At 50.9% G+C, this 22,758-nt stretch carries 20 protein-coding genes; 4 read left to right on the top strand and 16 right to left on the bottom strand.

All coding sequences use genetic code 11. The features are described from left to right. Positions 1 to 83 precede the first annotated feature (83 nt). The 13 genes from MKX98_RS06840 to MKX98_RS06780 all read right to left on the bottom strand — a co-directional run bounded on the left by MKX98_RS06840 (position 84) and on the right by MKX98_RS06780 (position 17,405). The gene (locus MKX98_RS06840) at positions 84 to 1,079 is read right to left on the bottom strand and encodes a carbohydrate ABC transporter permease (protein WP_220686308.1); all 996 of its coding nucleotides are present in this window, start codon (positions 1,077 to 1,079) and stop codon (positions 84 to 86) included. 43 nt (positions 1,080 to 1,122) lie between these two features. After that, the gene (locus MKX98_RS06835) at positions 1,123 to 2,022 is read right to left on the bottom strand and encodes a sugar ABC transporter permease (protein WP_220686309.1); all 900 of its coding nucleotides are present in this window, start codon (positions 2,020 to 2,022) and stop codon (positions 1,123 to 1,125) included. Then, positions 2,019 to 4,595 carry a DUF5696 domain-containing protein gene (locus MKX98_RS06830; protein ID WP_220686310.1) on the bottom strand — a complete coding sequence of 859 codons (2,577 nt, stop codon included), beginning with the start codon at positions 4,593 to 4,595 and terminating at the stop codon, positions 2,019 to 2,021. The genes MKX98_RS06835 and MKX98_RS06830 overlap by 4 nt, the downstream gene beginning before the upstream one ends. 14 nt (positions 4,596 to 4,609) lie before the next feature. Continuing rightward, entirely contained in the window at positions 4,610 to 5,230 is a 621-nt protein-coding gene (locus MKX98_RS06825; protein WP_339222233.1) for a Yip1 family protein, read from the bottom strand. Next, on the bottom strand, positions 5,211 to 6,674 hold the full coding sequence (locus tag MKX98_RS06820) for a gluconolactonase (RefSeq protein WP_339222231.1): 1,464 nt from the start codon (positions 6,672 to 6,674) through the stop codon (positions 5,211 to 5,213). The genes MKX98_RS06825 and MKX98_RS06820 overlap by 20 nt, the downstream gene beginning before the upstream one ends. A gap of 10 nt (positions 6,675 to 6,684) precedes the next feature. Continuing rightward, positions 6,685 to 7,596: a carbohydrate ABC transporter permease gene (locus tag MKX98_RS06815; protein WP_071221217.1), complete on the bottom strand. Its 912-nt coding sequence runs from the start codon at positions 7,594 to 7,596 to the stop codon at positions 6,685 to 6,687. Positions 7,597 to 7,600: 4 nt separating this feature from the next. Continuing rightward, positions 7,601 to 8,569, bottom strand: coding sequence for a sugar ABC transporter permease (locus MKX98_RS06810; RefSeq protein ID WP_216533217.1), 969 nt, complete (start codon positions 8,567 to 8,569; stop codon positions 7,601 to 7,603). Between the two features lie 12 nt (positions 8,570 to 8,581). Next, positions 8,582 to 11,539, bottom strand: a complete 2,958-nt coding sequence (locus tag MKX98_RS06805; protein ID WP_220686313.1) for an extracellular solute-binding protein — start codon at positions 11,537 to 11,539, stop codon at positions 8,582 to 8,584. A gap of 61 nt (positions 11,540 to 11,600) precedes the next feature. Next, the gene (locus MKX98_RS06800; protein WP_194541269.1) at positions 11,601 to 12,968 is read right to left on the bottom strand and encodes an extracellular solute-binding protein; all 1,368 of its coding nucleotides are present in this window, start codon (positions 12,966 to 12,968) and stop codon (positions 11,601 to 11,603) included. Positions 12,969 to 13,395: 427 nt separating this feature from the next. Continuing rightward, positions 13,396 to 14,439, bottom strand: a complete 1,044-nt coding sequence (locus MKX98_RS06795) for a LacI family DNA-binding transcriptional regulator (protein WP_194541268.1) — start codon at positions 14,437 to 14,439, stop codon at positions 13,396 to 13,398. A 219-nt stretch (positions 14,440 to 14,658) separates the two neighbouring features. Further along, entirely contained in the window at positions 14,659 to 15,573 is a 915-nt protein-coding gene (locus MKX98_RS06790; protein WP_220686314.1) for a hypothetical protein, read from the bottom strand. A gap of 416 nt (positions 15,574 to 15,989) precedes the next feature. Beyond that, the gene (locus MKX98_RS06785) at positions 15,990 to 16,421 is read right to left on the bottom strand and encodes a VOC family protein (protein ID WP_220686315.1); all 432 of its coding nucleotides are present in this window, start codon (positions 16,419 to 16,421) and stop codon (positions 15,990 to 15,992) included. A 111-nt stretch (positions 16,422 to 16,532) separates the two neighbouring features. Then, positions 16,533 to 17,405, bottom strand: a complete 873-nt coding sequence (locus tag MKX98_RS06780; protein ID WP_339222225.1) for a putative RNA methyltransferase — start codon at positions 17,403 to 17,405, stop codon at positions 16,533 to 16,535. A 451-nt stretch (positions 17,406 to 17,856) separates the two neighbouring features. Between MKX98_RS06780 and MKX98_RS06775 the strand changes: the two genes are divergently transcribed. The 3 genes from MKX98_RS06775 (at position 17,857) to MKX98_RS06765 (ending at position 20,209) form a co-directional block, all read left to right on the top strand. After that, positions 17,857 to 18,372 (top strand): DUF6773 family protein, encoded by a 516-nt coding sequence (locus MKX98_RS06775; RefSeq protein ID WP_339224349.1) that lies wholly within the window; start codon positions 17,857 to 17,859, stop codon positions 18,370 to 18,372. Between the two features lie 25 nt (positions 18,373 to 18,397). After that, positions 18,398 to 18,595 (top strand): helix-turn-helix transcriptional regulator, encoded by a 198-nt coding sequence (locus tag MKX98_RS06770; RefSeq protein WP_009594955.1) that lies wholly within the window; start codon positions 18,398 to 18,400, stop codon positions 18,593 to 18,595. Between the two features lie 162 nt (positions 18,596 to 18,757). Then, a complete protein-coding gene (locus MKX98_RS06765) occupies positions 18,758 to 20,209 on the top strand; it encodes an erythromycin esterase family protein (protein ID WP_220686317.1) in 1,452 nt (483 codons plus the stop codon). Positions 20,210 to 20,249: 40 nt separating this feature from the next. Here the strand turns inward: MKX98_RS06765 and MKX98_RS06760 are convergent, their stop codons facing one another. From MKX98_RS06760 to MKX98_RS06750, 3 genes are read right to left on the bottom strand one after another with little or no spacing between them, the layout of a single operon-like run. Further along, on the bottom strand, positions 20,250 to 20,546 hold the full coding sequence (locus MKX98_RS06760; protein WP_339222219.1) for a DUF4097 family beta strand repeat-containing protein: 297 nt from the start codon (positions 20,544 to 20,546) through the stop codon (positions 20,250 to 20,252). Positions 20,547 to 20,556: 10 nt separating this feature from the next. Beyond that, on the bottom strand, positions 20,557 to 21,045 hold the full coding sequence (locus MKX98_RS06755) for a helix-hairpin-helix domain-containing protein (protein WP_220686318.1): 489 nt from the start codon (positions 21,043 to 21,045) through the stop codon (positions 20,557 to 20,559). Between the two features lie 37 nt (positions 21,046 to 21,082). Next, positions 21,083 to 21,571, bottom strand: a complete 489-nt coding sequence (locus MKX98_RS06750) for a DinB family protein (RefSeq protein WP_339222215.1) — start codon at positions 21,569 to 21,571, stop codon at positions 21,083 to 21,085. A gap of 112 nt (positions 21,572 to 21,683) precedes the next feature. Here MKX98_RS06750 and MKX98_RS06745 point away from each other — a divergent pair, with 112 nt between their 5' ends. Next, positions 21,684 to 22,631, top strand: coding sequence for a YafY family protein (locus MKX98_RS06745; RefSeq protein WP_339222213.1), 948 nt, complete (start codon positions 21,684 to 21,686; stop codon positions 22,629 to 22,631). Positions 22,632 to 22,758: the final 127 nt, after the last annotated feature.

Genomic DNA, 22,758 nt, shown 5'->3' with positions numbered 1-22,758 from the left:
CACAAGACTTATCCTCCGACACGGCATTCTATCCTCCGAGATGATATCGATCCTTCGGCGATGCACCTGCCCTGCAGCAGCCTCTACCCGACAACCCCCGTACGCTCCACGCTCTCCACAAAATGGCGCTGCACGAACAGATACAGTCCGATCAGCGGCAGAATGGCCAGCAAAATCCCTGTATCCACCACAAGCGCCACATAGTTCGGATCGGCCTTGGCCGATGAGCCGAGCCCCATCAGAGCCGGGAGAAACTGGTTGGCGTCCGCCGGCAGCGAAGCGATTTTCAGCGGCATGAGGGACTGTTCGCTCATAAAGAGCGAGGTATAGAAGGTGTCGTTATACTGCCAGACGAACGAGAACAGCGTCACCGTAATGAGCGGCGGAATCGCATTGGGAAGCATGATCGCAAAAAACGTCTTAATCCCGCCTGCACCGTCAATCAGCGCAGCTTCCTCAATCTCCTTCGGGAGCCCCCGGAAAAATTGACGGAAGATATAAATGAACAGTCCGGCTTTAAGCCCGGTGGCCGTAGCCGAAGTAATAATCGAGGGCCAGTAGCTGTTCAGCAGGTTAACACCTTCTTTTCCGGTAAACAAATGAACCAGCCCCAGAATATCAAAGCTGCGAAAATGCAAATACATCGGTACCATCAGCGTGCTCATCGGAATCAAGATCGTCAGCACGACCAGGCCGAACAGCAGGTTGCTTCCTGGAAAGGTGAACCGGGCAAAGCCATATCCGGCAAGCGCGGTCGACATCGTGGTCAGCAGCATCGTGATGAATACGTAAATCATCGTGTTCAGCAGCAGCGGCCAATAATCCAGCAGGTCGAGCACGAGCTTGAAGTTATCCAATGTGAAATGCACCGGAATCATATAAATCGTTGGATTATAAATATCCTGTTTGTCTTTAAACGCCACAGAGAACTTGGAGATGATCGGATAGATGATGATGAATGTAATGCCGATGATCAGCAGGTAGCGGAACACCGCCCACAGAATAGGCAGCGCCTTGTTCTTGAACCGGTTCATTCGTTCCTGAGCCGTTTCGTCCGAGCGATCCCGAATCGATGCCATACGGACCTCCTTTTTTCCTGTACCGTCAGGAATCTCTTAGCCATTAGTTTTGATAAAAGGTTTTCCTTGAGACGATGATCCCCATAATAATCAGCAGCAAGCTGATAAAGATGGTATACAGCCAAGCCATCGCAGCACTGAGCCCGAAATTCTGCGTTTTGAAAGCCGTCTCGTATATCGTCCGGGTCACGGTGCTGTCCGCGAACGAATCGATGATGGTATAAATCATGTTTGTCAGGATGAGCGGACTGACCATCGGAAAGGTAATTTTCCAGAACGATTCATAAGCGGTAGCCCCTTCGATCTTCGCGACCTCGTACATTGAACCCGGGACGGCCTGCAAGGCGGCAAGAAAGATCAGAATCTGAACACCCGAGCTGCTGATAATATCGTAGATCCTCATGACCGCCCCGATAATATACTCGGTTACGGTAAGGGGAAATCCGGCCTCGGATAAAATGCGCACCATCGACAGCACATTGAATTGCCCGGAAGCTTGCCCGAGCTCCTCCGCCACCGTAGCATTTCCGACCAGATTAATCAGACCGGAAGTTTCCGCTGCGGAAATTGCGCCTGACGCCAGGATGACCGGCAGGAAGAATATCGCCCTTGCTAGGGCTCTCCCCCTGAATTTCTGATTCAGCAGAATGGCGGAGAACAAACTGAAGAACAAGATCAGCGGAACGTCCACCACCATGCCCAGTATCGATTCCGTCAAGATCCGGTTGAAATTCGCGTCCACGAACAGCGCCGTGTTGAAATTGCTCCATCCAACCGACTCCAGTTCATAGCCTGTGGGGGAAATGTTCAATTTACTGAAGCTGAACAGGATGGACTGGAGCAAAGGTCCGGCAAACAAAAAGATGAAACCGATCAGCCATGGTGCGATGAAAAGGAGACCGAGCATGGATCTTTTCTGAGTCAGGGACAATCTCATTTTCATGCCCGGCCACCCCCTACAGCATAATTTTGCGGCTCCACAAGGACCCCGTTAACATCGACGGCTTGATCGGTATAATTGATCAGAATCGACGTGCCGTTCTCGTACCTCACTTCGACCACGCCGCTTTCATGCCGCTTATGCTCCACCATCCGCTGCGTCCGGAGCGGCGCCAGCACCTCATTCAGCTCCTTGTACAAGGAAACCGCTTCTTCGAACCAATCCTTGTAATGGGTGGAGTACATGTCATCAAAACGCGTGTACTTCAGCTTCGAGCTTTGTTCATATGACCACAGGAAGTGCGGAGCTGATCCGGATTCCAGTGACTGCAGAAGCTGCTTGCGTAAATCCTGCTCATTCAGGTTATTGACTGCTGCCCCCGCATAATCCAGGTATCCGTGAATGACCATTTGATAAAAGGGGACTTCCTCATCCGTCAGCCCGAATCCGCTGCTCGACGTCGGTGCATCGATCACGTGGCTGGCATAAGCCCAGCTGTATGCATTGGCGCCGGAAATCATCGTATCCGGATAGACCTCATGCAGCTTCTGCAGCTGATCGGTCACGATAAGCTTCGCGGTTTCACGGAACACCACCCGCTGCACCCGGTAATCCGAGCTCAGAACATCGCCCAGGTCCCGCAATGACACAGCCCCGATGCCAAAGCGTTCATATTGCCCCGCGAATCGGTCCACGTAATAGGGAAGCTTCGCCGGCGACATGAGATTGTACGTACCGTAATAAGAATCCATCCGGTTCATGTTCCGGTCATACGGATGCAGCGCTGCCGTTTCCCTGGTCACGAAACGGGATGCATCGGATGACGGCGTGAACGCCCCATCGTCATGGTAGACGTGCTGAAAGGCAACATCCGGATACAATCCGCCGCCGGAATCCTTCAATTGCTGGGATAGGGCCTTCAGCTCCGCTGTGCTTCCTACCACGCGATCAGCCTTTACCTTCACCGGGGTTTTGTGATGGACGCCTTTGCCGAACCAGCCGAGGTAACGCATTCGGAGATTGGCGATGCCCTCGCCATTCAGAAGAGCGGCGATCTCCCCTGCCTGCTCGAAGGTGGTCATCGAGACGACGGCATCATAAGGTACGCCCAGAAAAGATCTCCGTTTATCCACGCTGCCCAGCATATCCAGATAGAACGGGATCCCCTCGTCTTCTTCCAGTGGAGTCAGCTGGTTATCCTCCACGAGCGTTTGCTGATACAAGCGCGCCATGCCCGAGTAGCTGGCCTCATCACCCGACAGGAAGCTGTATCTAACCGCCAGATTGCCGCTGTAGAGCTTGTCATTCAGCAGCTGAATCTCCTGCACCGTACTGCCGGTGTAAAGCTCCAGCATATCCTCGCCGCGCACGGCAAAGCTGCTGAATGCATGATTGTACGAGTTCTGCTTCCCTGCGATGTCAGCGGACACGCTCCCGATGGCGTCGCCTTCTTCAATCACGGCAAACCAGCCGCGATCACCGCTCTTCATACCGAACACGGGCATCCGCGCCTGCTCCGCCACCTGCCCGCGGCTGCCGCTGTTATTATTCGGATCGGTGCCGTATATCCGCTGCACGTACTGCTCTTCCTTCACTTTGCCGTTATTCAGCTTAATGAGACTGCCGCTGCCGTCCGGGACCAGCATATATCCCTGTTCCTGCGAGCCGGCCGCGCCGAAATAACGAAGCAGCTCCACGCTGCGCAGACGGTGGCTCTCGCTTTCCGTTACCTGGTCAAGCGGAATTGAAACGACCAGCGAATCCTCCTCCAGCCGGTAATCGAGCGGAATCTTGAACTGCGGTTTCGAAGAGGCACTTGCGGCGGCTCCTCCGCCCGCTTCGTTATCAAAGGCAAGATCCTCCGCGGTGTAGCCGGCCTGCTCGAACGCCCCCAGCATTTTTTTCAGCACCAGCTCTTTCTTGATCTGGTCATCCAATCGCTCCAGCATCGCCGGATTATCCTTCATGGGGTAATACCGGGCCTGCACATATCTCGCCAGCGACTCATCCAGCTTGCTGATCACCTTCTCCTGCAATCGGTCCTGTGAGATGTATTTCGGCAAGGCGTCGATTCCGAGCGACACATCTCCAAGCGTATACGTGACGCGAATTCCGTTGTCCAAGCTTTCCACCGTGTAGTTCCCGTTCATCACACTCCACGTATAGTTCGGATAGGTCTCAAGCGTGCCGATCGCATCCCGGAACGTCAGCGTCAATTGCGAAGACAGCACTTCCTTCTCAAACGGCGAGGCAATTCCATCCTCCATGCGGTCTGACGGATTGCTGTACCATATCGTATCGCTCTGTTTATCCCGTACCGCCACCTCGGTCGTTTCCGGATGATAATACAGAGCAAGCGCCGCCGTCTCCGCTACCAGATCCATACCGGCTACGCCGTCTGTCGAATCGTTCAGAAGGGTCAGCTCACCGCCCGGCGTCGACTCAGCTGCCGCGATTCGGTAAGCCGCCACGTCAACTGCCGGTGCTCCCCGATTCACGTAGATCAGAAAGCCCGCAGCCATGCACGTTATAACGGTACATGCAAGCACCGTGTACAGCCATTTTCTTTTTTCCACGGATGCGGCCTCCTCTATTGCCTGAATAGGATCTCTCGGTAAACGTTGACAACGAACGTGTAAATCTGCTGCATCATGCTCAGCACGAGCGTGCCCAGAAATACGATGATGCCCATTACGATCAGGGTCAGAAACATCGTGACGACCGTTTTGCCGGCCGAGTACTGATGAACCGTCATCGTGCCGACAAAGAGCAGCCCGATAAACCAAATCGCCGCAACCGTCGTAAGCAGATAGTAGAACACGGTCTCTTCCTGCACCATAAACCGGCTCGCCAGCGTCATGGGCGGATAAATCAGCACCATCGGAATCAGGGCATACGCACTGGCCATCACGATTTCTTTAAACTTCCCTTCCCCGCCCATGAGCGTGGTGACCGACCAGTTGGAGACGCACCACAGAAAGAACGGGAGCACGATAAAGATCAGTTCGTCGATGCTGCTCAGCGTCCGCGGATCATTGTAATTGACCAGAAATCCCGCGTATTGCCGCTGCAAAATCATGGCCATGACCACAAGCACCAATACGACATAAGCAACCCCGAGACGACCTCTATTCTCGTACTTTAGATCCCAATATCCGTCGAAGGGGTGAACAATCAAATGAAGGGGGAATTTAAGATAATCCTGTTTCATGCTTCCCTTCCCTCCTCTGCTTTCGGTATCTCACCGTTCTATAGACCGCATAGAGCAGCACAACGCTGGTCCCAACCGATAAAATGGTGCCGAAATGCTCCTTCATGACCTCTCTGCGGTAGCGTTTATAAGCAACGGAATAATTTTTGCGGTCCATGCCTAACTCAAAATATCGAAGGGCTTCCTTGTTCTCCCCCTTCATGAGCTTCGCTTTCCCTATACCGATATAAGCGATGTCATAGTTGGCATTGAGCTGAAGCACGCGTTCCCAGTACCTTTCCGCCTCCGCGTCTTCCCCGCGATAATGGTGGCGTACGGCAAGGTTAACCTGTTTCCCGAACTCGGTTGGCTCGAACACGACAATGCTTGCCTTTCCCCGGTCCAGCACAAGCTGACGGTCTCCAAGCTGTTCAATCGCCGCCGGCGTCTTAAACACGCCCAGCTGATTCCCGATGCCGCCGTAGACATACAGCAGGTTTCCGGACTCATCATAGGTGAATACGCGTCCCTGAGTAGAGTCGAGCGCGCTGTAAATCCCGTCGCCAAGCACTTTAATATCAACGAACTTGGAGGGACCTACCGTTCTCCGATAATAAATATCCCCGGCAACCGGAAAGTAGCCAAAGCGTTTCAGCACATCCTCACCTGACGGATTAAGGCGTTTAATCGGCTCCTTGGACCCGACATCAATATTCGTGGCGTAAACGAATCCTTTGGCGTCGATATCCAGATTGGAGAATTCGGTCGGGATGAACAGTCTCATCTGGGCTTTTTGGGCACTCGTTGATACCAGTCGCCAGAAATAATCGCCATAATCGCGTTTTACCTTAATCGTTCCGACGTAACCGAGAAAGGTACCGTTCTCCTCAAACTGCATAATGCCTTCATAAACACCCCGTGCGACAACGAATACCCGCTTGGCTTCATCCACCGTTACTTTCAGCGGGATGAATTGAAAGCCTTGAGGCAGCACATCCGATTCCGGCTGCTCAATGATCCGGACAAGCGCGCCTTCCGCCGTTAATACGACAACCCGCTGATGGTCGGTATCAGCAACATAGATGTTCTCGTCCCCGTCAATGAAGATGCCGGAAGGATTGGCAAAGCCGTCCTCTTTCCCTTCATTCATAAAGGCATCAATGACGCGAACGACATTCCACGCTTCATCGAGGCATACAATCCGTTTATTGCCGCTGTCCAGCACGTAGATGTTCCCCGCCTCTGACACATACATATCGCTGGGCTCCAAAAACTCCCCGATACCCAGATCTTTCCCCGTCACGGAGCGTACCGGCAGATAGGCTGCAGGCACGGCAACCGTTTCCTCCCAATAATTGTAGATATAGCTCTCATACGGAGCACTGGCGGATGCACTCCCCGGCATCAAGCCGGTTAGCAGCAGGGAGGCCGCCGCGAGCGATAGCAACCATTTTTTCGCTGACATGTGATCCCCCCTAATCCTTCATCCCGGATGTGGCCATCGTCTCGATAATCCGACTCTGCGAGAACAGAAAGAGCACAATCGGCACACTCATCAGGATGACTGCCACGGCCGCGCCTGCGCCGGCCCGGGATATACCGCCCAGAATGATCTGATTGGACGCATAGTGCAGGGTCTTGAGCTGCTCGCTGTAAATAAAGCCGTTGCCATCGGTCCCCCATAGGATCTGGAACAGCAAAATAATCAAGGTAAGCCACGCCGGCTTCACGTTAGGCATCACGATGGACCAGAAGATCCGGTATTCGCTGGCTCCGTCGATCTTGGCCGCTTCAAGCAGGGCATCCGGTATCTGCTCCATGAACTGTTTCATCAGGTATAGGCCGAGCGAATAACCGAATGCCGGTATAATTACCGCCCAGTAGGTGTCGATCAGTCCCAGCCACGACAGGATCATATAGTTCGGCGTCGCCGTCACGACCGGCGTGAACATCAGAGACAACACCACGATTTGGAACAGAAAAACCTTGCCCGGAAACTTGTGCTTGGCCAGCGGATATGCCGCAGCGGAGGCAAAGATTACGTGCCCGACAATGCCAACGCCGGTAATGAATACCGTATTGAAGATATACCGCGAGAACGGCACCCAGGACTGACCGAGCAGGTTGATCAAATCGGAAAAATTATTCCACGTGGGATTGCGGACAAACAACGTGGGCGGGAACAGGAAAATCTCGTCCAGCGGCTTGAAGGCATTGTTGATGGCATACACCAAGGGCAGCGCCATGAAAGCGCCGAACACCGCCAGCAGCGCAAACAGGGAGAAGGTGCCCATGAAGGAGCGGTTTACCCGTTTGCTGCGCCCTTTAAGACTTACGTTCAGCAGGCGGCTGCCCCGTTTTTTTGGAAGTTCGTATGTAACCCTCATGCGTCTACTCACCTACCTTGCGCAGCAATTTTTGGACGATCAGGTTAGTTCCCACCATCAGAATGAACAGCACGGTCGCAATCGCCGAAGCAAAACCCATCTCGAAACGAGTCGTGCCAAAATCGATGAGATGCGTTACGATCGTTTCCGCCGCATAATTCACGCTCGGGAAACCGGCAAGCGCAATCGATACATCGGCCACAGCAAACGATGTCGTAAGCTGAATGACCGCGCCGAACATGAGCTGCGGCCGCATCGAAGGCAGCGTGATGTACCACAGCTCCTGCCAACGGTTGCGGACCCCGTCCACGGCACCGGCTTCGTAGAGCGTTTTATCAACGGTCTGAAGACCGGCGATGAAAGCCAGGAAGCCGGTTCCGAGGCTGAGCCACAGCTGGACCAAAATGATGATCGGCATAATCAACGCTTCGGTCTTCAGCCATTGGATCGGCTCCAGGATGATGCCCAGCTTAATCAGCATGCCGTTCGCTATGCCGTAGCGGTCGCCCGAAAAGATCATCAGCCAGATGAAGTAAATGTTCCCGGAGATCGAAGGCGCATAGAAGATCAGAGTCATGAACGCCCGCAGCCGCGGACCCAGCTCATTGATGACCCACGCAAATAGGAAACAGGCCAAATAGCTGATGGGTCCTGTGATGGCGGCGAAGAGAAGAGTATTCTTCAGCGCAACCAGAAAGATATCGTCTTCCAGGAACAAACGCGTGTAATTATCCCAACCGACAAACCGCGGAAATTCCAGCATGTTGAAGTACGTAAAGCTGAGAATCATGGAAATAACGACCGGAAAAACGGTAAACAGCGTGAACAGGATCATATAAGGCGCAAGCAATATATAGGAATGCTTGCTGGCCTTGATCTCCGCCAGCTTCCGCTTCCACCATGATTGCGGCTTCACCGGGTGAACAGCGGCAGAGATCGTAACCTCAGGATCCTGAAGGCTGACATTATGCAATTTGGATTCCCCCTATCCCTGCGGCTCGCCGAATTCTTCTTGCTTGGTCCGGATTTCGTCGTGAATATACTGCACGGAATCCATCAAGGCCTCCCGCGGCTCGATGCCGCTGATCACCGCTCGGTAGAAGGCATTAAACAGATGCCTGCCCGTCGAATAGCCGCCTGGCACCTCCGGAATTCCCTGCACCCATTCAAATTGCGATTTCAAATTCTCATAATCGGCAACGGGCCACGGCAGACTGTCAAGCGCCTTAATATTCGCGGTCGGATAGCGTGCCGCTGCGCCCATCAGGCCTTCCATCTCGCGGCCGAAGCTGGTCTGCGTTGCATCGCTGGTCCACCATTTCAGGAACTCCCAGGCCGCGTCCTTATCCTTGGCATCATCCAGCATCAGCACGGCACTGCCACCGCTTGGAACGGTGCGATCAATCGTGCCGTCCGCCTGAACGGTTCCCGGAACGGGCGCAAAGCCCCATACGCCACGAATTTCCGGCGCGAACACCGACAGCTGGTTATAGGTGGTGTAGTCGGAAATGCCGATCGGCATTTGTCCTGTACGGAACCGGTTCGCAAAATCATACTCCCGCTCCAGCTTGTAATCCGTGTAGTATTCCGTCCATTGTTTAAAGGCTTCCAGCCCTATCTTGGAATCCAGATCCGATTCCTGATTGTTGTTGCGGTAGAATTGCCCGCCGGATTGCATCAGGAGCGCCGCATACAAGGAATTCGGCGGCAGTGTAGTCCACTGATCCGGTGCCTGCGCCACAACGGGAAGACCGAATTGCATATGATTTTTGTTCAATACGGCAAGCAGGCTGGCTACATCGTCCCAGGTCTTCGGAACTTCAAGTCCAAGCTCCTCCAGCACATCCTTCCGGTAGAACATCATATTGAAGGTTTGCGTCTCGGGCAGCGCATACACGCCGTCCAGGTATCGGTAAGGCACCAAAGCGCTGTCCCTGAATCGGTCCGCTACCGAATCGAAATCATGGAAATGCGTCAGGTCTGCTGCCGCGTTCCGCATGGCAAAGTTCACCGGCAGATCATTACCGATCTGCATCGCGACCTCAGGTCCCTGTCCCGACAAAGTTGCGGGGAGCAGCGTCCCCATGTTGACCAGCTTCAGATTGACGTTAATGCCGGTCTCCGGCGTAAAGGTCTCGTCAATCATCGCCTTGATGGTATTGGCCTGATCGCGACCGCTGCCGATCCATACCGTGATCGAACGTTGATTCTTCGCATCCGCGACATTACCGATATTGTTGTAATCGATAAAGAAGGAGCTGATGAACGTCGACACCTCATGCTTCACCTTATCACCGGCACCCATCCCGCTCTTGGGCAGCTTGACATCGGCCGAGGCAACATAGAGGGCATCGATCTCGAGCGGCTGCTCCCTAGCCTGCTGCAGCCATGTTCCAAGTCCGCCGGTATTCGTCTTGTAAGCCTCCAGCCTGCGCGGAATCGTATCCGGCTTCGCGATCATCTCATCCAGCTGAAGCGCCATGGTCTTTAGCAGCGCCTCCTGATCGCCGGATTGTCCCGACAGTTCAACCAATCTGGCCGCGATGACTTTCAGTCTGTCGCTTTCGAATCGGAAGATTTCCAGCAGCTCCGGTATCCGCTGCTCCACGCGGTAATCGCGGAATTCATCCGGACTCGTGCCAGTGATCATCAAAATTTTGCGGTACATGGCATTCAGGTTCAGCAGACTGTCCTCCACCTCTTGAATGAGCGGAGCGAATTCACCCAGACTCGCCTCGAGGCGTAACACATGCTTACCTTGCTCCAACCGGAACAGATAGGGTTCATCGCCTCCAAGCACGTCCATGCGATATCCGTTCTTAAATTGGAACGGAACGTGGTTCATTTCTTCAAACGGAACCTTCCCGTCGATCGTCAGCCTTCTCGTCGTGTACATGCCCCGCACAAAATTTTGCTGCGATTTAAATGCAATCTTGTAGAGCCCGCTCTCGGGTACATCCAGCTCCCATTCGATCCACTGCCCGGGCAGTCGCCAGTTCAAACCGCCAATGGTATTGATTCGGATCTTTGAGGCGCTGTAGGGACTGACGCTCGGACTCGAACGCTCGCTTAGCGGATACAAGGTCGGTGATGATTTGGCGACTGCGTCTTCACCCTGAATCGTAAGTAAAGTTCCTTCGGTTATTCGAGCACCTTCAGCCTCATACTGTTGATGCAGCTCGGCGTACGTCAGCGGGCGCTCCTGCTTGAAAAGCTTCAGCTCCCCGATCACCATCGGCTCCCTTGCTGCTGTAAGAGACACGGTATGCTCTCCTTTTTCAAAGTAAAAAAGAAACGGCTCCGTGATATATCCGTCCGCATCCTTCAGCACTGCCTCGACCCAGACCGGACGTTCGATTTGCTTCGGTCTCAGGTCATTGCCCTGGTTATCCTGATCGATGCCGTCCTTGGCGTTATCCCAGATCCGATCGAATTGCAAATAGCCAGCCTCTTGGAAGGGAAGCTTCCCGTCGATGCGGATGGAGCGCTCAATAGAGGAGCTCTTTCCTTCCACTGGATAATAGAGCAGAGACAGATTGTACATTCCCTCTTCCTCTACATGAACCTTCCATTCCACCTCCCCCTTCTCCCCCGTAAAAAGCGAGGTTCCAGGATGACCCTCATAGGCTTCCAGTCTGCGGAATTCCCCGCCGTCGGCACGACTGTATTCCGCCGCAGGAATCGTGATTACACGATCAGGTCGACTCTTTCCGTCATGATCCGACAAATACTGGGCATACGAAATGCTTTTTCCCTGCTGCGTGCTGAGTTTGACCAGCGATGCGGGACGTTCCAACGAAAGCTCTGTCCGGCTGTCTTCCGCCTTGATGCCGGATCCGGGTTCACTTCCCCCTCTATTAAAAAACAGAATCAAAGCGGCCATGACCGCCAAAAGAATCAATAGTCGATTCATCCATTTTTTTAGCTGCACATGAAGTGTCAATGTTCATCCCCCTGTTCAGGAGAAGGGGGCGCGGCTTTAAGCTTTAACGCCCCCGTCCATCTTATTTGCCCATTTTATCGACAGCAGCCTGCGCCTGTTGTTTATATTTCTCGGCCGTAGCGGTTACCGATTGATTGTTCACGATAATATCCTCAATGAAAGCCCCAGTAGGGTAATCCGTGTAAGCTTCGTCGACCGTGATGACACCGGTTCCGGCAATATGCTCGCGAATCATGTCGATGTCTTCCTGATTGGTATAGATGCTCTCCAGGTAATCCTGGCCCGGATATTCCTCTGTTGGCGGTATATCGAACGTCTCTTCATAAATTTGATAGACGATGGCCGGATCTTTCACGCCCTTTGGAATGAACTTCGCGGATGCGGCGGTATTGGCATACGTTGTTTCCGGGGAGCCTTGCGGACCGCTAGGAATCGGAACCACCCCGACCTCGAACGTAATGTCGCCGAGCATCCATTCCGCTGCCGTAAACATGGCTACATCACCGTCTTTAAAGGTGTTTGTTTCTTCCCAGTTCGTTTTGTTGCCGCTCTTGACTTTAACCACTTTCTCCACGTTGTAGAGGCGGTTCACAAATTCGGCAGCTTCCAATGTTTTCGGATCGGACAAACCTTCTTTGCCATTGGAATCATCAACGATTTTGCCCCCGTTAGCGGCGGTGAAATGTTTAACGGCATCAATTGCCCAACCGGAGAAGCCCCATACGTCGGTTTTCCCGTCGTTATTCGTATCCTTGGTTGCCTGCTTGGCAATCTCCATGAGTTTATCCCAGTTCCATTCTCCCTTGGCATACAGCTCCTGAAGATCCGGGAGGCCGTTCTTCTTAAACAAATCGCGATTGTAATGAAGTCCAAGTCCGATGGAGGTCGGATTATCGAAGCCGTATTCTCCTCCGCCAATGGCAGGATATTTCGCCTGCAGATCGGCTTCGTTATTGATATTGTTCTGATCCGTCGTAAACTCGCTGATCGGCAGGATCTGCCCTTTCATAATAGCCGGCAGTGCCGATTTGTACTCCAGCTGCACGATATCGGCAAACGGCTCGCCTGCCAGCACGCTTGTCGTAAATTTATTCATGTACTCCTCAAAGGGAACGTTAACAAACTCGATTTTGCAATTGTATTTCTTCTCGATTTCGGCAATCTTCTCCAAGCGGGCTTTCTCTCCGGCTGTTGTGCCTGCCGGCTTCAGGTCCCACCAAGAAGCAACCTTAATTACGCGGCCGCCTAGATCTACAGGTTCTGCTTCAGGTTCAGCGGGTTCTTCTTTTGGAGTCTCAGCTGCCTTGTCCGTGCTAGGAGCCGGAGTCGCAGGCGGTGTCTCCGCTTGTTTAGCGCCTCCCCCACTGCAGGCCGTAATCAAAAATAATAAACAGACAAGCAATAAAGAAAGCCCTTTCATTTTTCTCACGCTAAAAACCTCCCCTATTTGTTAAACGCCCTGTTTAAAAGCTGCATGTACCCCTAAGATGATATTGAATGGATTAATTCACAGTTTTCCCTGCTGCTATCCTCGCCCCCAATCCGTTATCCCTGTTTGCCAAAAAATATATCACTTCGATTGTAATCTCGTCAATATATTTTATGATAATAATAACAATAAACCTAATTAATTATTAAAAATAACATAAATATTTAGTGACAGCGATTACAAATTATTTCTGCACAACTCGGCTTTTTTCGATACATTCCCTTATATATCAACGATATATTTCAATGAATCCAGCGAAGTGGACCTTTATACGATCATAATATTCGTTATTTTTTTGTTATGAATATATAAAAAACCCCAATGTCATGGAGACACCGGGGCTAACGTGAGAATATGACAATGCAGCTTACATTTCATCCGTATCGCGTGTTGCGTTATTCAAATCCCTAACAATGACGTCCGCTTGAATTAAAAGCCGCTCGTAATTGGAATCCGGGTTCAATATCCGCCACAGCAATTGATCGACGGCACGCATCCCGAGCAGTTCCTTATCGATGTTGACGGTTGCCATAATCGGCAGGTTATCGTACATATTATCAAATCCAGTCACCTGTACGCGGCCCGGTACGTCGATGCCCTGTTTCCTGAGCGCCTCCATTGCAAACATGGCGGTGATATCGTTGGCGCAAACAAACACTTCCGGAAGCTCGCTTCCGGCAAGGACCTTTTCTAACGCTGCGTGTATATTCTCAATCTCCGGGCTGATCAGGGAAGGCAGCTGACGATGTTCGATTTTGTAATCGGCCAGCGCGGACGAGAAGCCGATCCAGCGCTCGTAAAAGCTCTGGGCATCTTCGATATTGCCGATGAACTGATACTTTTTATACCCTCTGCTGATCAGCTTGGTCATGATTTGTTTCATGCTGTGCATATTGTCGGTGAATACCGTGTCCGATTGAAAAGCCGGGTCCATGTGGTCCACCATGACCACGGGAATGTTCAGCTTCTTGATATCCATTAAATTTTGGGTGGATACCGAGCCCACCGTCACAATCCCGAGAATGCCCTGGGGATTTAGCAGAGTGAACATATGGTCATTCGATGGCTCCGTCAGCGTGAGAATGTCCAGCCCCTTCTGATTCAGACGAGTAGATATGCCGTCAAACACCGGTCCCCAATAGAGGGATTCCCGATTTTGATAACGGACATTCGGGAATAGAACAAGCACCGCCCCCGCCCATTTCCTGTTCTCCGGATCTTGAAGCTGCTGGTTTTTCCCCGCGGCTTGGTTCGGCTGATCCTTAAAGTACCCCAGTTGCCCCGCTGCCTTCAGAATCATGTCCCTGGTCTGCGGGCTGACGCCCGACTTTCCCGACAAAGCACGGGATACCGCGAATTTAGATACGCCCGTGAAATCGGCAATTTCCTGAATCGTCACTTTCGTTTTCATCGTTATCTACCTACTTAAGTGCGAATTTGTCGTTCATTTCCCGTGTTATTTATGTTAGTTTTTGTTAGGTTACAGACATAATATTATTTGAAAAAGCAGTCAAAGTCAAAGAATATCCTGCATTTTCTTGTTTTCATTTTTACAAAAACAAAAGCTGTCCTCTGGTCATGTTCAGACCAGCAGGACAGCTCCTCTCTTGTAAGAGATAATATTACGATATTATGGTTTCTCCACGAGCAGCGCTTCCCACTGCAAGCCTTCCCCGGTGATTTCTGTCCGGAGGTCGGAGATGCTCTTCAATGCCTCCTCGCGGCGTGTCTCAAGTGTGATTACCGTTTCCTTGTATAGCTCACCTATCTTCTTCTGCGTACCGCTTGCCATTTTCGTTATTTCGGATTTTCTTGCAGCATTGCCCTTGGAGATCGCGGTTGTCTGTTCCTTAAACAGCTTGCTGTATTGGCTCTTAGCTGTTGCCTTGCTGATTTTCCCCTGTTTGTACTTCCACATCGGACTGTTCAGATACGACGTACTCGATCCGTTACGAAGCTTCCACATCGGGCTGTTTAAATAGCTTTCACTGACCATTTTGCTGAATTTCCATGCGGAACTGTTCAAATAGCTCGGGGTGATCGTCTTCTTGTATGTCCACATCAAGCTGTTCAAATAACCCTCGTTCATTTCTTTGCTTAGCTTCCAGAGGGTGCTGTTCAAATAATCCCGGTCTGCGGCTTTCGCATACTTCCACATCGGACTGTTTAAATAGCTTGGATTGATCAACCGTTCATATTGTGTCAGCTTATCCTTTAAATCACGGTTCCCTTCATACTTCAGCTTCAGCTGATCCAGATCTGCTTGAAGCTTCTCGTCCCACTGCTTTTGATCCTCCAGCACTTTTTTCTCCAGCTGATCCAGGGACGCATGGCTTGCATCATAAAACACCTTATATTTCTTGTCTACTTGTTTCTGGTAATTGTTATACGCATCTACCGTCTTCTTGTTATAGGATTTATACTCGCTCCATACTTGATTCATCCATTTCTGATCCGCTGCGTGAACCGTTGTTTGCGGAAATAGGACCGAGACTGCAAGCAAAAGGCTGCAGATGGTCAATACCGATTTTCGCACCAATCTCATCGAATTTCGCCCCTCTTTTATAGATAGTCAATAAGGGATATTTTACCTAATGGCATGTTGTCTTCCAATAGGAATTCCGAACCCCTAACTTTTAGACTATAACCTGCTTGCTCCGAGCTCGATTATTTCATGGTACATCGTACTTCATTCCCTAGCACCTTCGCGAAAAACATGCCTTTTTTTCGCGATTCCATTTTTCAAAGTGGGGGATATATACACTTCCTTAGTCCTGTAGTCACTAAGCATCGAGTTAGCTAGTTATAACAGCCCATCTTCGACCCGAAGCGCTTTCAGACGCTTGACCGGTCGAAAAACACGCTTATACAATTCGAGTCGTAGATTATGCCTTTTGAACCGAATAAGGGCCCTGACGGCAAATCGTCAGGGCCCTTTTATTATACCTACAGGAGTAGAATCTACTTCTGCGCTTCAACTTCGGTTGAGATATTCCAGTATACGCCGTATTTGTCCGCAACGATCCCGTAGGCCGGGCTCCAGAACGTCTCCTGCAGCGGCATAACCACCTGGCCACCTTCAAGCAGCGCTTCGTAGAACCGCTTCGCGTGTTCGGGTGCGTCGGTCATGATGCAGATCTGAACCTGATTGCTGGATTCAACCGGTTGACCGGGAAATGTATCCGAAAACATCAGATCCGTCTCTCCTACCTTCAGCAAAGCGTGGGAAACGCGATCCCTCGCGCTCTCCGGCAGCGGAAAATCAGGGTTCGCCGGCATTTCGCCGAAGGTCTGAACCATAACGACCTGGGCATCCAACGCTTTTTCATAGAATTGAATAGCTTCCTTAGCATTCCCATCCATAATGAGATACGGATTCAATCGAAGTGTCATGGATCGTTAACCACCTTTTATTTTCATATTGAAGTAGATAACTCCTATTATCTCCCAACAGGATCACTTTAGCAAAATATGACGCAACTCTAAGACGGGAACATACTTACCTCATATCCATCCATACAGAAGTGTGAAGTCGGCGGTTACCTCCCTCTCTCCATCCGGTATCCGTTCAATAAGCTCATCTGAAATGCCCCAGGATAACGGCGTCATGTGAATCAGTTGCTTCATCTGCTCGGAATCCAGAATGACGCGATACCGAAGCTCTTCGAATTCGATCCGTTCAAAGTGACGGATGAACAGCTCCATCGTGCCGTCATTGGAATACGTCTCTTTACCTGTACCTGTATAAAGCAAAGCGCGAAGCTCCTGCAAATACATGCTCCCCGGAATTACCTTCACCAACATTCCGTCACTCGTTAGCAGCCGCCTGAACTCCGAATAATTAGCAGGGGACAGAATATTCAAAATGTAATCAAACTGTTGGTCGGCAAACGGGCTCTGAGACAGGTCGGCCACGCACCACATAGGGTCCGGAAATGTCTTGGCAGCCGTTACAACTCCCTCTTTGGCAATATCCATACCCACACCGAGAACGTCCGGCACCATTCGCTGCTCCCGAAGCTTACGTAAAATGGCGGATAGATGGGAGCCCTCCCCGCAGCCTGCATCAAGCAGTCTTACGGGCTTCACGGATTCCTGGGACTTCAGTTCCTGGATCAGGCGAGTCGTTACCGCTTCTACCATGGGGCCGAAAAAGCCGCTGCCGCTGATCGTTCTTCGAGCCTCAAACAAGGCTTTATCGTATTTGGTTTTGGATGAATGGTTCAACAGGTTTACGTATCCCTGTCTGGATATATCATAGCAGTGCCCGTTCTCGCATTCCAGGCTGGCCATCCGTTCTACCTTCATGGCACCGCCGCAAATCGGGCATTGAAACATCTTCTCGTGTATCGAAAATTTTCGTGCTTTTTTTATCAATTTTTCATTGTTGGACACAGCAAAATCACCCTTTCATTCGATTGATCGCAATGAAAAAGGCACAGAAAAATAAACTCCGGCCGCAGTTGTCAAAAAAAAAGGGCCGAGCCTACTTTGATCTGTACCTCACATTAACGTAAACGAATGAAATGGATCACGAAAAAACACGCTCCTGACATCAATTCGGGCAAGAGAGATGCCCTATTCCAATTTTAACACGCGAGCACAGAGTGTAAACCTCCGGCGCAAGCATCCGGTTCAGCAAAAAATATCAAGAATTAGCTCCCCCTATGGACTATGATGAGTGCTTGAAGCTCTATTCACCTGCTCACTTAAAAAGACAAATATTAAATTCAAAATGACATATATATATTGCAAAAAGACGTAAATACTATTACAATGCATGTATCCAGAAAATCTCAAAACCTATCTCTAACCAAAGGAAGGAATGATGAGCTTGAATTGGTTTAAGAAGAGCACGGCTGAAGATGAGCGTATCGTCAATCTAAAGAACAAGTTATATAAAGAGGTGTATACCTTGATCATGATCATATGCAGCATTTCCGTTATCATCAAATCTTTTGCACTCCCGCGAACGGAGTCCGTCTGGCTGGAAATGCTGATCATACTGGGAGGAAGCTTATATTTTGGGATACGCAGCGTGGCGCTGGGGATTTACTCGGATGAAGTGGAGGTCCATGACCAGCGGAGCAAAATTTCGTTCAGCATGCGTACGGCGATATGGGGGCTCATTATCGGTGTTGCACTTGCTCTTTTTTTCGGTATCCGCAGCGCGATCCTGTTTGGCAATGACAACAGTGCGACCGAGCTCAAATATTTCTTCAGCGTTTTCTTGGTCTCACTGATCATCTACATCCCGCTCTTTGTCGGAGGGAATTGGTTGATCCACTACGGCGCCAACAAGGTAAGCCAGAAAATGTCACAGAACGATCCATTCGACTCATAGAAAGGGATATCAGGGGGACTGACGGATGAAAAACATCAAATTGAAGATGGCCCGCGTCGAGAAGGATTTATCGCAGGAAGAACTGGCCCAGATCGTCGGTGTCTCCAGGCAGACCATCGGCCTGATCGAGCTGGGGAAATATAATCCGTCCCTCAGCCTGTGCGTGGCCATATGCAAGGCATTATCGCGTACTTTGAACGATCTGTTCTGGGAAGAGGATTAAGCGGCCAACTCATGGCGGCGTTGAACCAACGAGCCGTAATCTCGGCTATGTTAAGGAGGTGATTCCCACATTCAAGGCAGAAAGCACTTAGTGGCGGGCATCTTTACACGTCCGTTCATACAATTTAAAAATCATACGACATCTTATAAGGAGTGATCCTCTGTGCCACTACATAACGCTAGAAAAGCATTCACCGTGTTTCTGCTCACCGCTTCTATCGTAGGAACTTCCCTAATCCCTCACGGAGATGCATATGCTGCTACCGCCGATTCCATCCAAGGCCAGGTTACAGAAGTTAAAACAGCCCGAACTTCGGATGAAAAGATTGCCGAGTGGGAGGACTGGGCCAAAGACCACGCGTACCGACTGGATACGATTCAACCCGCCGAGACGGCGGGCGGTCCAAACCAATATAAGGATCTGGCTATGCTAAAACCATTGCTGCAAGATAAACGTTTCGTGTTTCTGGGGGAAAGCTCCCACGGGGTTGGCGAGTTCAATCTGGCTAAGACCCGTTTAATTCAATTCCTGCATCAGGAGATGGGGTACAACGTTCTGGCCTTTGAGAGTGGTCTTGGCAATAGCTCCTTGGCTTACGGCCGGGCCGGACAGCAGAGCGCGGAACAAACGATGAAAGATTCCATCTTTGGCGTCTGGTGGTCCAAGGAGATATTGCCGTTGTTCGAATACATACAAACAGCACAAAAGAGCAAGCAGCCGCTCGTGCTGACCGGTTTTGACATGCAGTTGCAGCATCCGCTGTTGGATGGGCAATGGCTGCAGGATCAGGCCATGGCTAAGCGTCTAACGGAAGCTGAGAAGAAATTGTCAGACTACGCTCTTGGTACGGATCTTGCCGCATACCGCAAAGAGAAAAATCAGCTGATTCAAGTATACAAAGATGCCCTAAAATCCTTAAAGACGGAGGCAAACGAGTCTCATCTGAAGCGGCTATATCCAGATAACCCCAAACTGTCCATGCTGCTTGAAAGAAGCTTGAACGACCGGATTCGGGTAGCTCAGGAATATGTGGAGCTCTCCATCAAGTCAACCCTCGGCATGGAAAGCGGGGATTATGAACCGTTCATGGAATCGATGGAATGGCGGGATCAGGCGATGCATGACAATCTCATGTGGCTGGCAACCGAAGTATACCCGACGGAGAAATTCATCGTTTGGGGACATAACGACCACATCCGCAAAGCCCAAACGGAAGTGATGGGTTCGCCATATCCGGTGACTTTAATGGGAGAAAAACTCTCGGATGAAATGAAAAAATACAGTTACGTGCTTGGCCTGTATCCAGCCAGCGGACAAACCGCAGATAACATGGGGAATGTGCATGACGTTCTGCCGGCAGAGCCGGGATCCATCGAATCGATCCTGTCGGCCGCAGGCTCGCCGTATACCTTCGTTGATCTGCGGTACCAAAAGCGTGAGACAGGTAATTCCTGGATGTTCGAGCCGCGTTTTGCCTATAGCTGGGGCATGATTCCAGAGAGCTTAATCGCCCGTGACCAATACGACGGTATTCTGCTGATCGATGATGTGAACCCGCCTCAATATATGAGATCTTCCGCTTCATCCAAGGCTTCAGTGCCTGCCGAAGAATAAGGTGCTATCATTTTTCTTAATCATATAAGAGTTTAATAGGTTAACATGCCAAGCATCCCCTGATCGTCTGCTTCTTAGAGCACATAAACTGTGGACTCTGGAGCGGACCAGTACGGGGATGCTTCTTTTTCTTACTTTCTAGCATGTTATTTATCGAGATATTCCCCGAGGAGGTTTTGAGCTTCACCTCATGCTGCCCGTCACCGGAGCGTCCTTCCGTCTTCCGGTTGCTCTCCTTCCTGTCCTCGAGCGGAACGGCAATGGACCGATGTCCGCTGCCGGATTGCAGCATCCATGTCGCATCAGGCGTTTCTTCATCGAGCTGTATGTTGGTCAAGTTATGGATCCTATGGTTGTCCATCTTTGTTGTCGTACCACGATAATGTTGGACGGGTTGGAGGATATCCGTGCTGCTCCCTGAATTGCTTACGCACTTCGGTAAAGTCATGCCAGCTCTTCCCGCTCCCCGGATGATTGGCATGATATACGATGCAGCGAAACGCATCCTCCACGCAAGGATCCATCCAGAAACCGCTGCTCGCTTCCATCCGGTCCGTTAAAGCGGCAGCGTCTTCATCCTTGATATCTTCCAATGCGTAATACCCCAACTGGACTACGCGTTCAGCCACTTTCGGTCCGATCGAAGGAACCGTCTGAAACTGCGCCATTCCCCGGATATATTGGGCGCGGCTATCCGAAACACCTAGCACGCCGGACAATAACTCGATATCCATATGCGCAATATCGCTGAGCTTCATTTTGTTTGACCGCAGCTTTGCTCGCTCTTTGCCGGTTAACGGCAGCTTCGGCGATTTTCCCGGTATTTGTCGCGGCATCCTTCTCCCTCCTGTTCTTAATCAGCACTCCTGACGTTTAATATAAATCGAACATACTCACTTCATAGCCCTGGGCTTTCAGATAATTGAACATTTGCGCCCGATGATGCTGGGCATGCGTGACAATTTCAATCAGCCACTTGGCTTGGGTTGAACCATGCTCCAAGTAGAAGGGTTTCGTTTTCTTCTGCATAAATTCTTCATCTGTCAGTCCGCCCATGTAAGACTTCACATCCGCAAGTCCCTTCGTCATACAGGAGATCAGCTTGTCCTTGTCCACGCCGTCAGCGGCGATGCTAGCTTCCAGCTCCCGGATCTCCGCTTCGCTCTTCTCTTGCAAAATTAACAGATCCGTTGCAGGCACTGACACCAGATGATGCACGAGCTCCTGAAGCGATCTCATATTATGGGCAGGCCTGTAATCCCAATGCTCCGGTGAAATTTTGCCGATCAGATTCGAACTGGTCCTAACGATAAGCTCCAGTTCCTCGAACAACAGCTGCTTCATTTCATGCAATTGATTCACGTTTCATCACTCCATTTTTTAGTTATAAGGGGTCTCTGGGTTCTACAGCCAGTATAGCGTATAATGGTGACAACTATTGTCATAGTCATCAAACAGATATGGAGCTGATCTTATGTCCAAATCCAAACGTCTCATGGAGCTGATGATGACCGTGAACCGGATGCGGAAATTCACGGTAAGGGAATTGGCCGATCAATTCGACGTGTCCTCTCGCACGATCTTGCGGGACCTGCAGGAGCTGAGCGAGCTGGGCGTTCCCCTCTATTCCGAGGTAGGACCGCACGGCGGATACCAGGTGCTCAAAGAACGGATTCTCCCCCCGATCGCCTTCAGCGAGGAAGAAGCCGTTGCGATGTTTTTTGCCAGCCACGCCCTGCGTCACTATCTATTTCTTCCCTTTGAAGCCGAGTCCTCTACCGCGCTTCAAAAATTTTATTATTACATGCCGGGTGATGTTCGTGACCGGATTGACCAGATGAAGAACCGTGTGGATTTTCTGACGCATACCAGACGGCAGAAGGCCGAATCTCTCGGCGTTCTGCTGGATGCCGCTGTTGATCAGCGAGTCGTTACGGTGGAATACGAGACCAAAGAAGGCTATACGGAGCGGAGCCTTCAGCCGGTGGGCATCTATGCAAGCAACGGCTTCTGGTATTGTCCCGCTTATTGTTTTCTGCGGGAGGATTTCCGTCTGTTCCGTTGTGACCGCATGCAGACCGTGGTATATGATACAACCGGAGTCGAGCCGCGGGATCACCGCCATATCCATCTGGGCAATTGGAGGGAATACGGGGCAGAGAAATCAGTCTATACCCGGATGGTCGTTGATCTGAGCCGGGAAGGCGTTCAGCGCTGCGAATCCGAATTGTGTCCTGTTCCCCATGTTGACATGCAACCGGATGGAAGCGGACGGCTCGATCAGAGCGTTCCTGTCAGCGAAATTTTGTATTTTGCTAAATTTTTTCTAGGCTTAGGGAATGAAGCCACGGTGAAGGAGCCGCAGGAGCTGGTGGATTGCATGAAGGGGATTCTGAAGAAGGTTATGGCGAAATACGATTAAAGGTACCCAACATGGCTTGTAAAGCATGCGTTTGACGAAAAGATCAACCTTTTGTTACAATCTCACCAATACTGAGGAAAAGGATGAGAACGATGGTTCGTCGCTTGATAAGGTTTAAGAATGTCGC

The organism is Paenibacillus sp. FSL W7-1332 (assembly GCF_037969785.1).
Lineage (GTDB): Bacteria > Bacillota > Bacilli > Paenibacillales > Paenibacillaceae > Paenibacillus_AQ.
This window is presented reverse-complemented; position numbering and strand designations above follow the sequence as displayed.

Bases quoted from the DNA above. Each gene is read 5' to 3' on its own strand.
- MKX98_RS06820 (WP_339222231.1), bottom strand. From the start codon at position 6,674: ATGTCAGCGAAAAAATGGTTGCTATCGCTCGCGGCGGCCTCCCTGCTG.
- MKX98_RS06825 (WP_339222233.1), bottom strand. From the start codon at position 5,230: ATGAAACAGGATTATCTTAAATTCCCCCTTCATTTGATTGTTCACCCC.
- MKX98_RS06815 (WP_071221217.1), bottom strand. From the start codon at position 7,596: ATGAGGGTTACATACGAACTTCCAAAAAAACGGGGCAGCCGCCTGCTG.
- MKX98_RS06835 (WP_220686309.1), bottom strand. From the start codon at position 2,022: ATGAAAATGAGATTGTCCCTGACTCAGAAAAGATCCATGCTCGGTCTC.
- MKX98_RS06775 (WP_339224349.1), top strand. From the start codon at position 17,857: ATGAGCTTGAATTGGTTTAAGAAGAGCACGGCTGAAGATGAGCGTATC.
- MKX98_RS06795 (WP_194541268.1), bottom strand. From the start codon at position 14,439: ATGAAAACGAAAGTGACGATTCAGGAAATTGCCGATTTCACGGGCGTA.
- MKX98_RS06790 (WP_220686314.1), bottom strand. From the start codon at position 15,573: ATGAGATTGGTGCGAAAATCGGTATTGACCATCTGCAGCCTTTTGCTT.
- MKX98_RS06840 (WP_220686308.1), bottom strand. From the start codon at position 1,079: ATGGCATCGATTCGGGATCGCTCGGACGAAACGGCTCAGGAACGAATG.
- MKX98_RS06755 (WP_220686318.1), bottom strand. From the start codon at position 21,045: ATGCCGCGACAAATACCGGGAAAATCGCCGAAGCTGCCGTTAACCGGC.
- MKX98_RS06785 (WP_220686315.1), bottom strand. From the start codon at position 16,421: ATGACACTTCGATTGAATCCGTATCTCATTATGGATGGGAATGCTAAG.
- MKX98_RS06770 (WP_009594955.1), top strand. From the start codon at position 18,398: ATGAAAAACATCAAATTGAAGATGGCCCGCGTCGAGAAGGATTTATCG.
- MKX98_RS06745 (WP_339222213.1), top strand. From the start codon at position 21,684: ATGTCCAAATCCAAACGTCTCATGGAGCTGATGATGACCGTGAACCGG.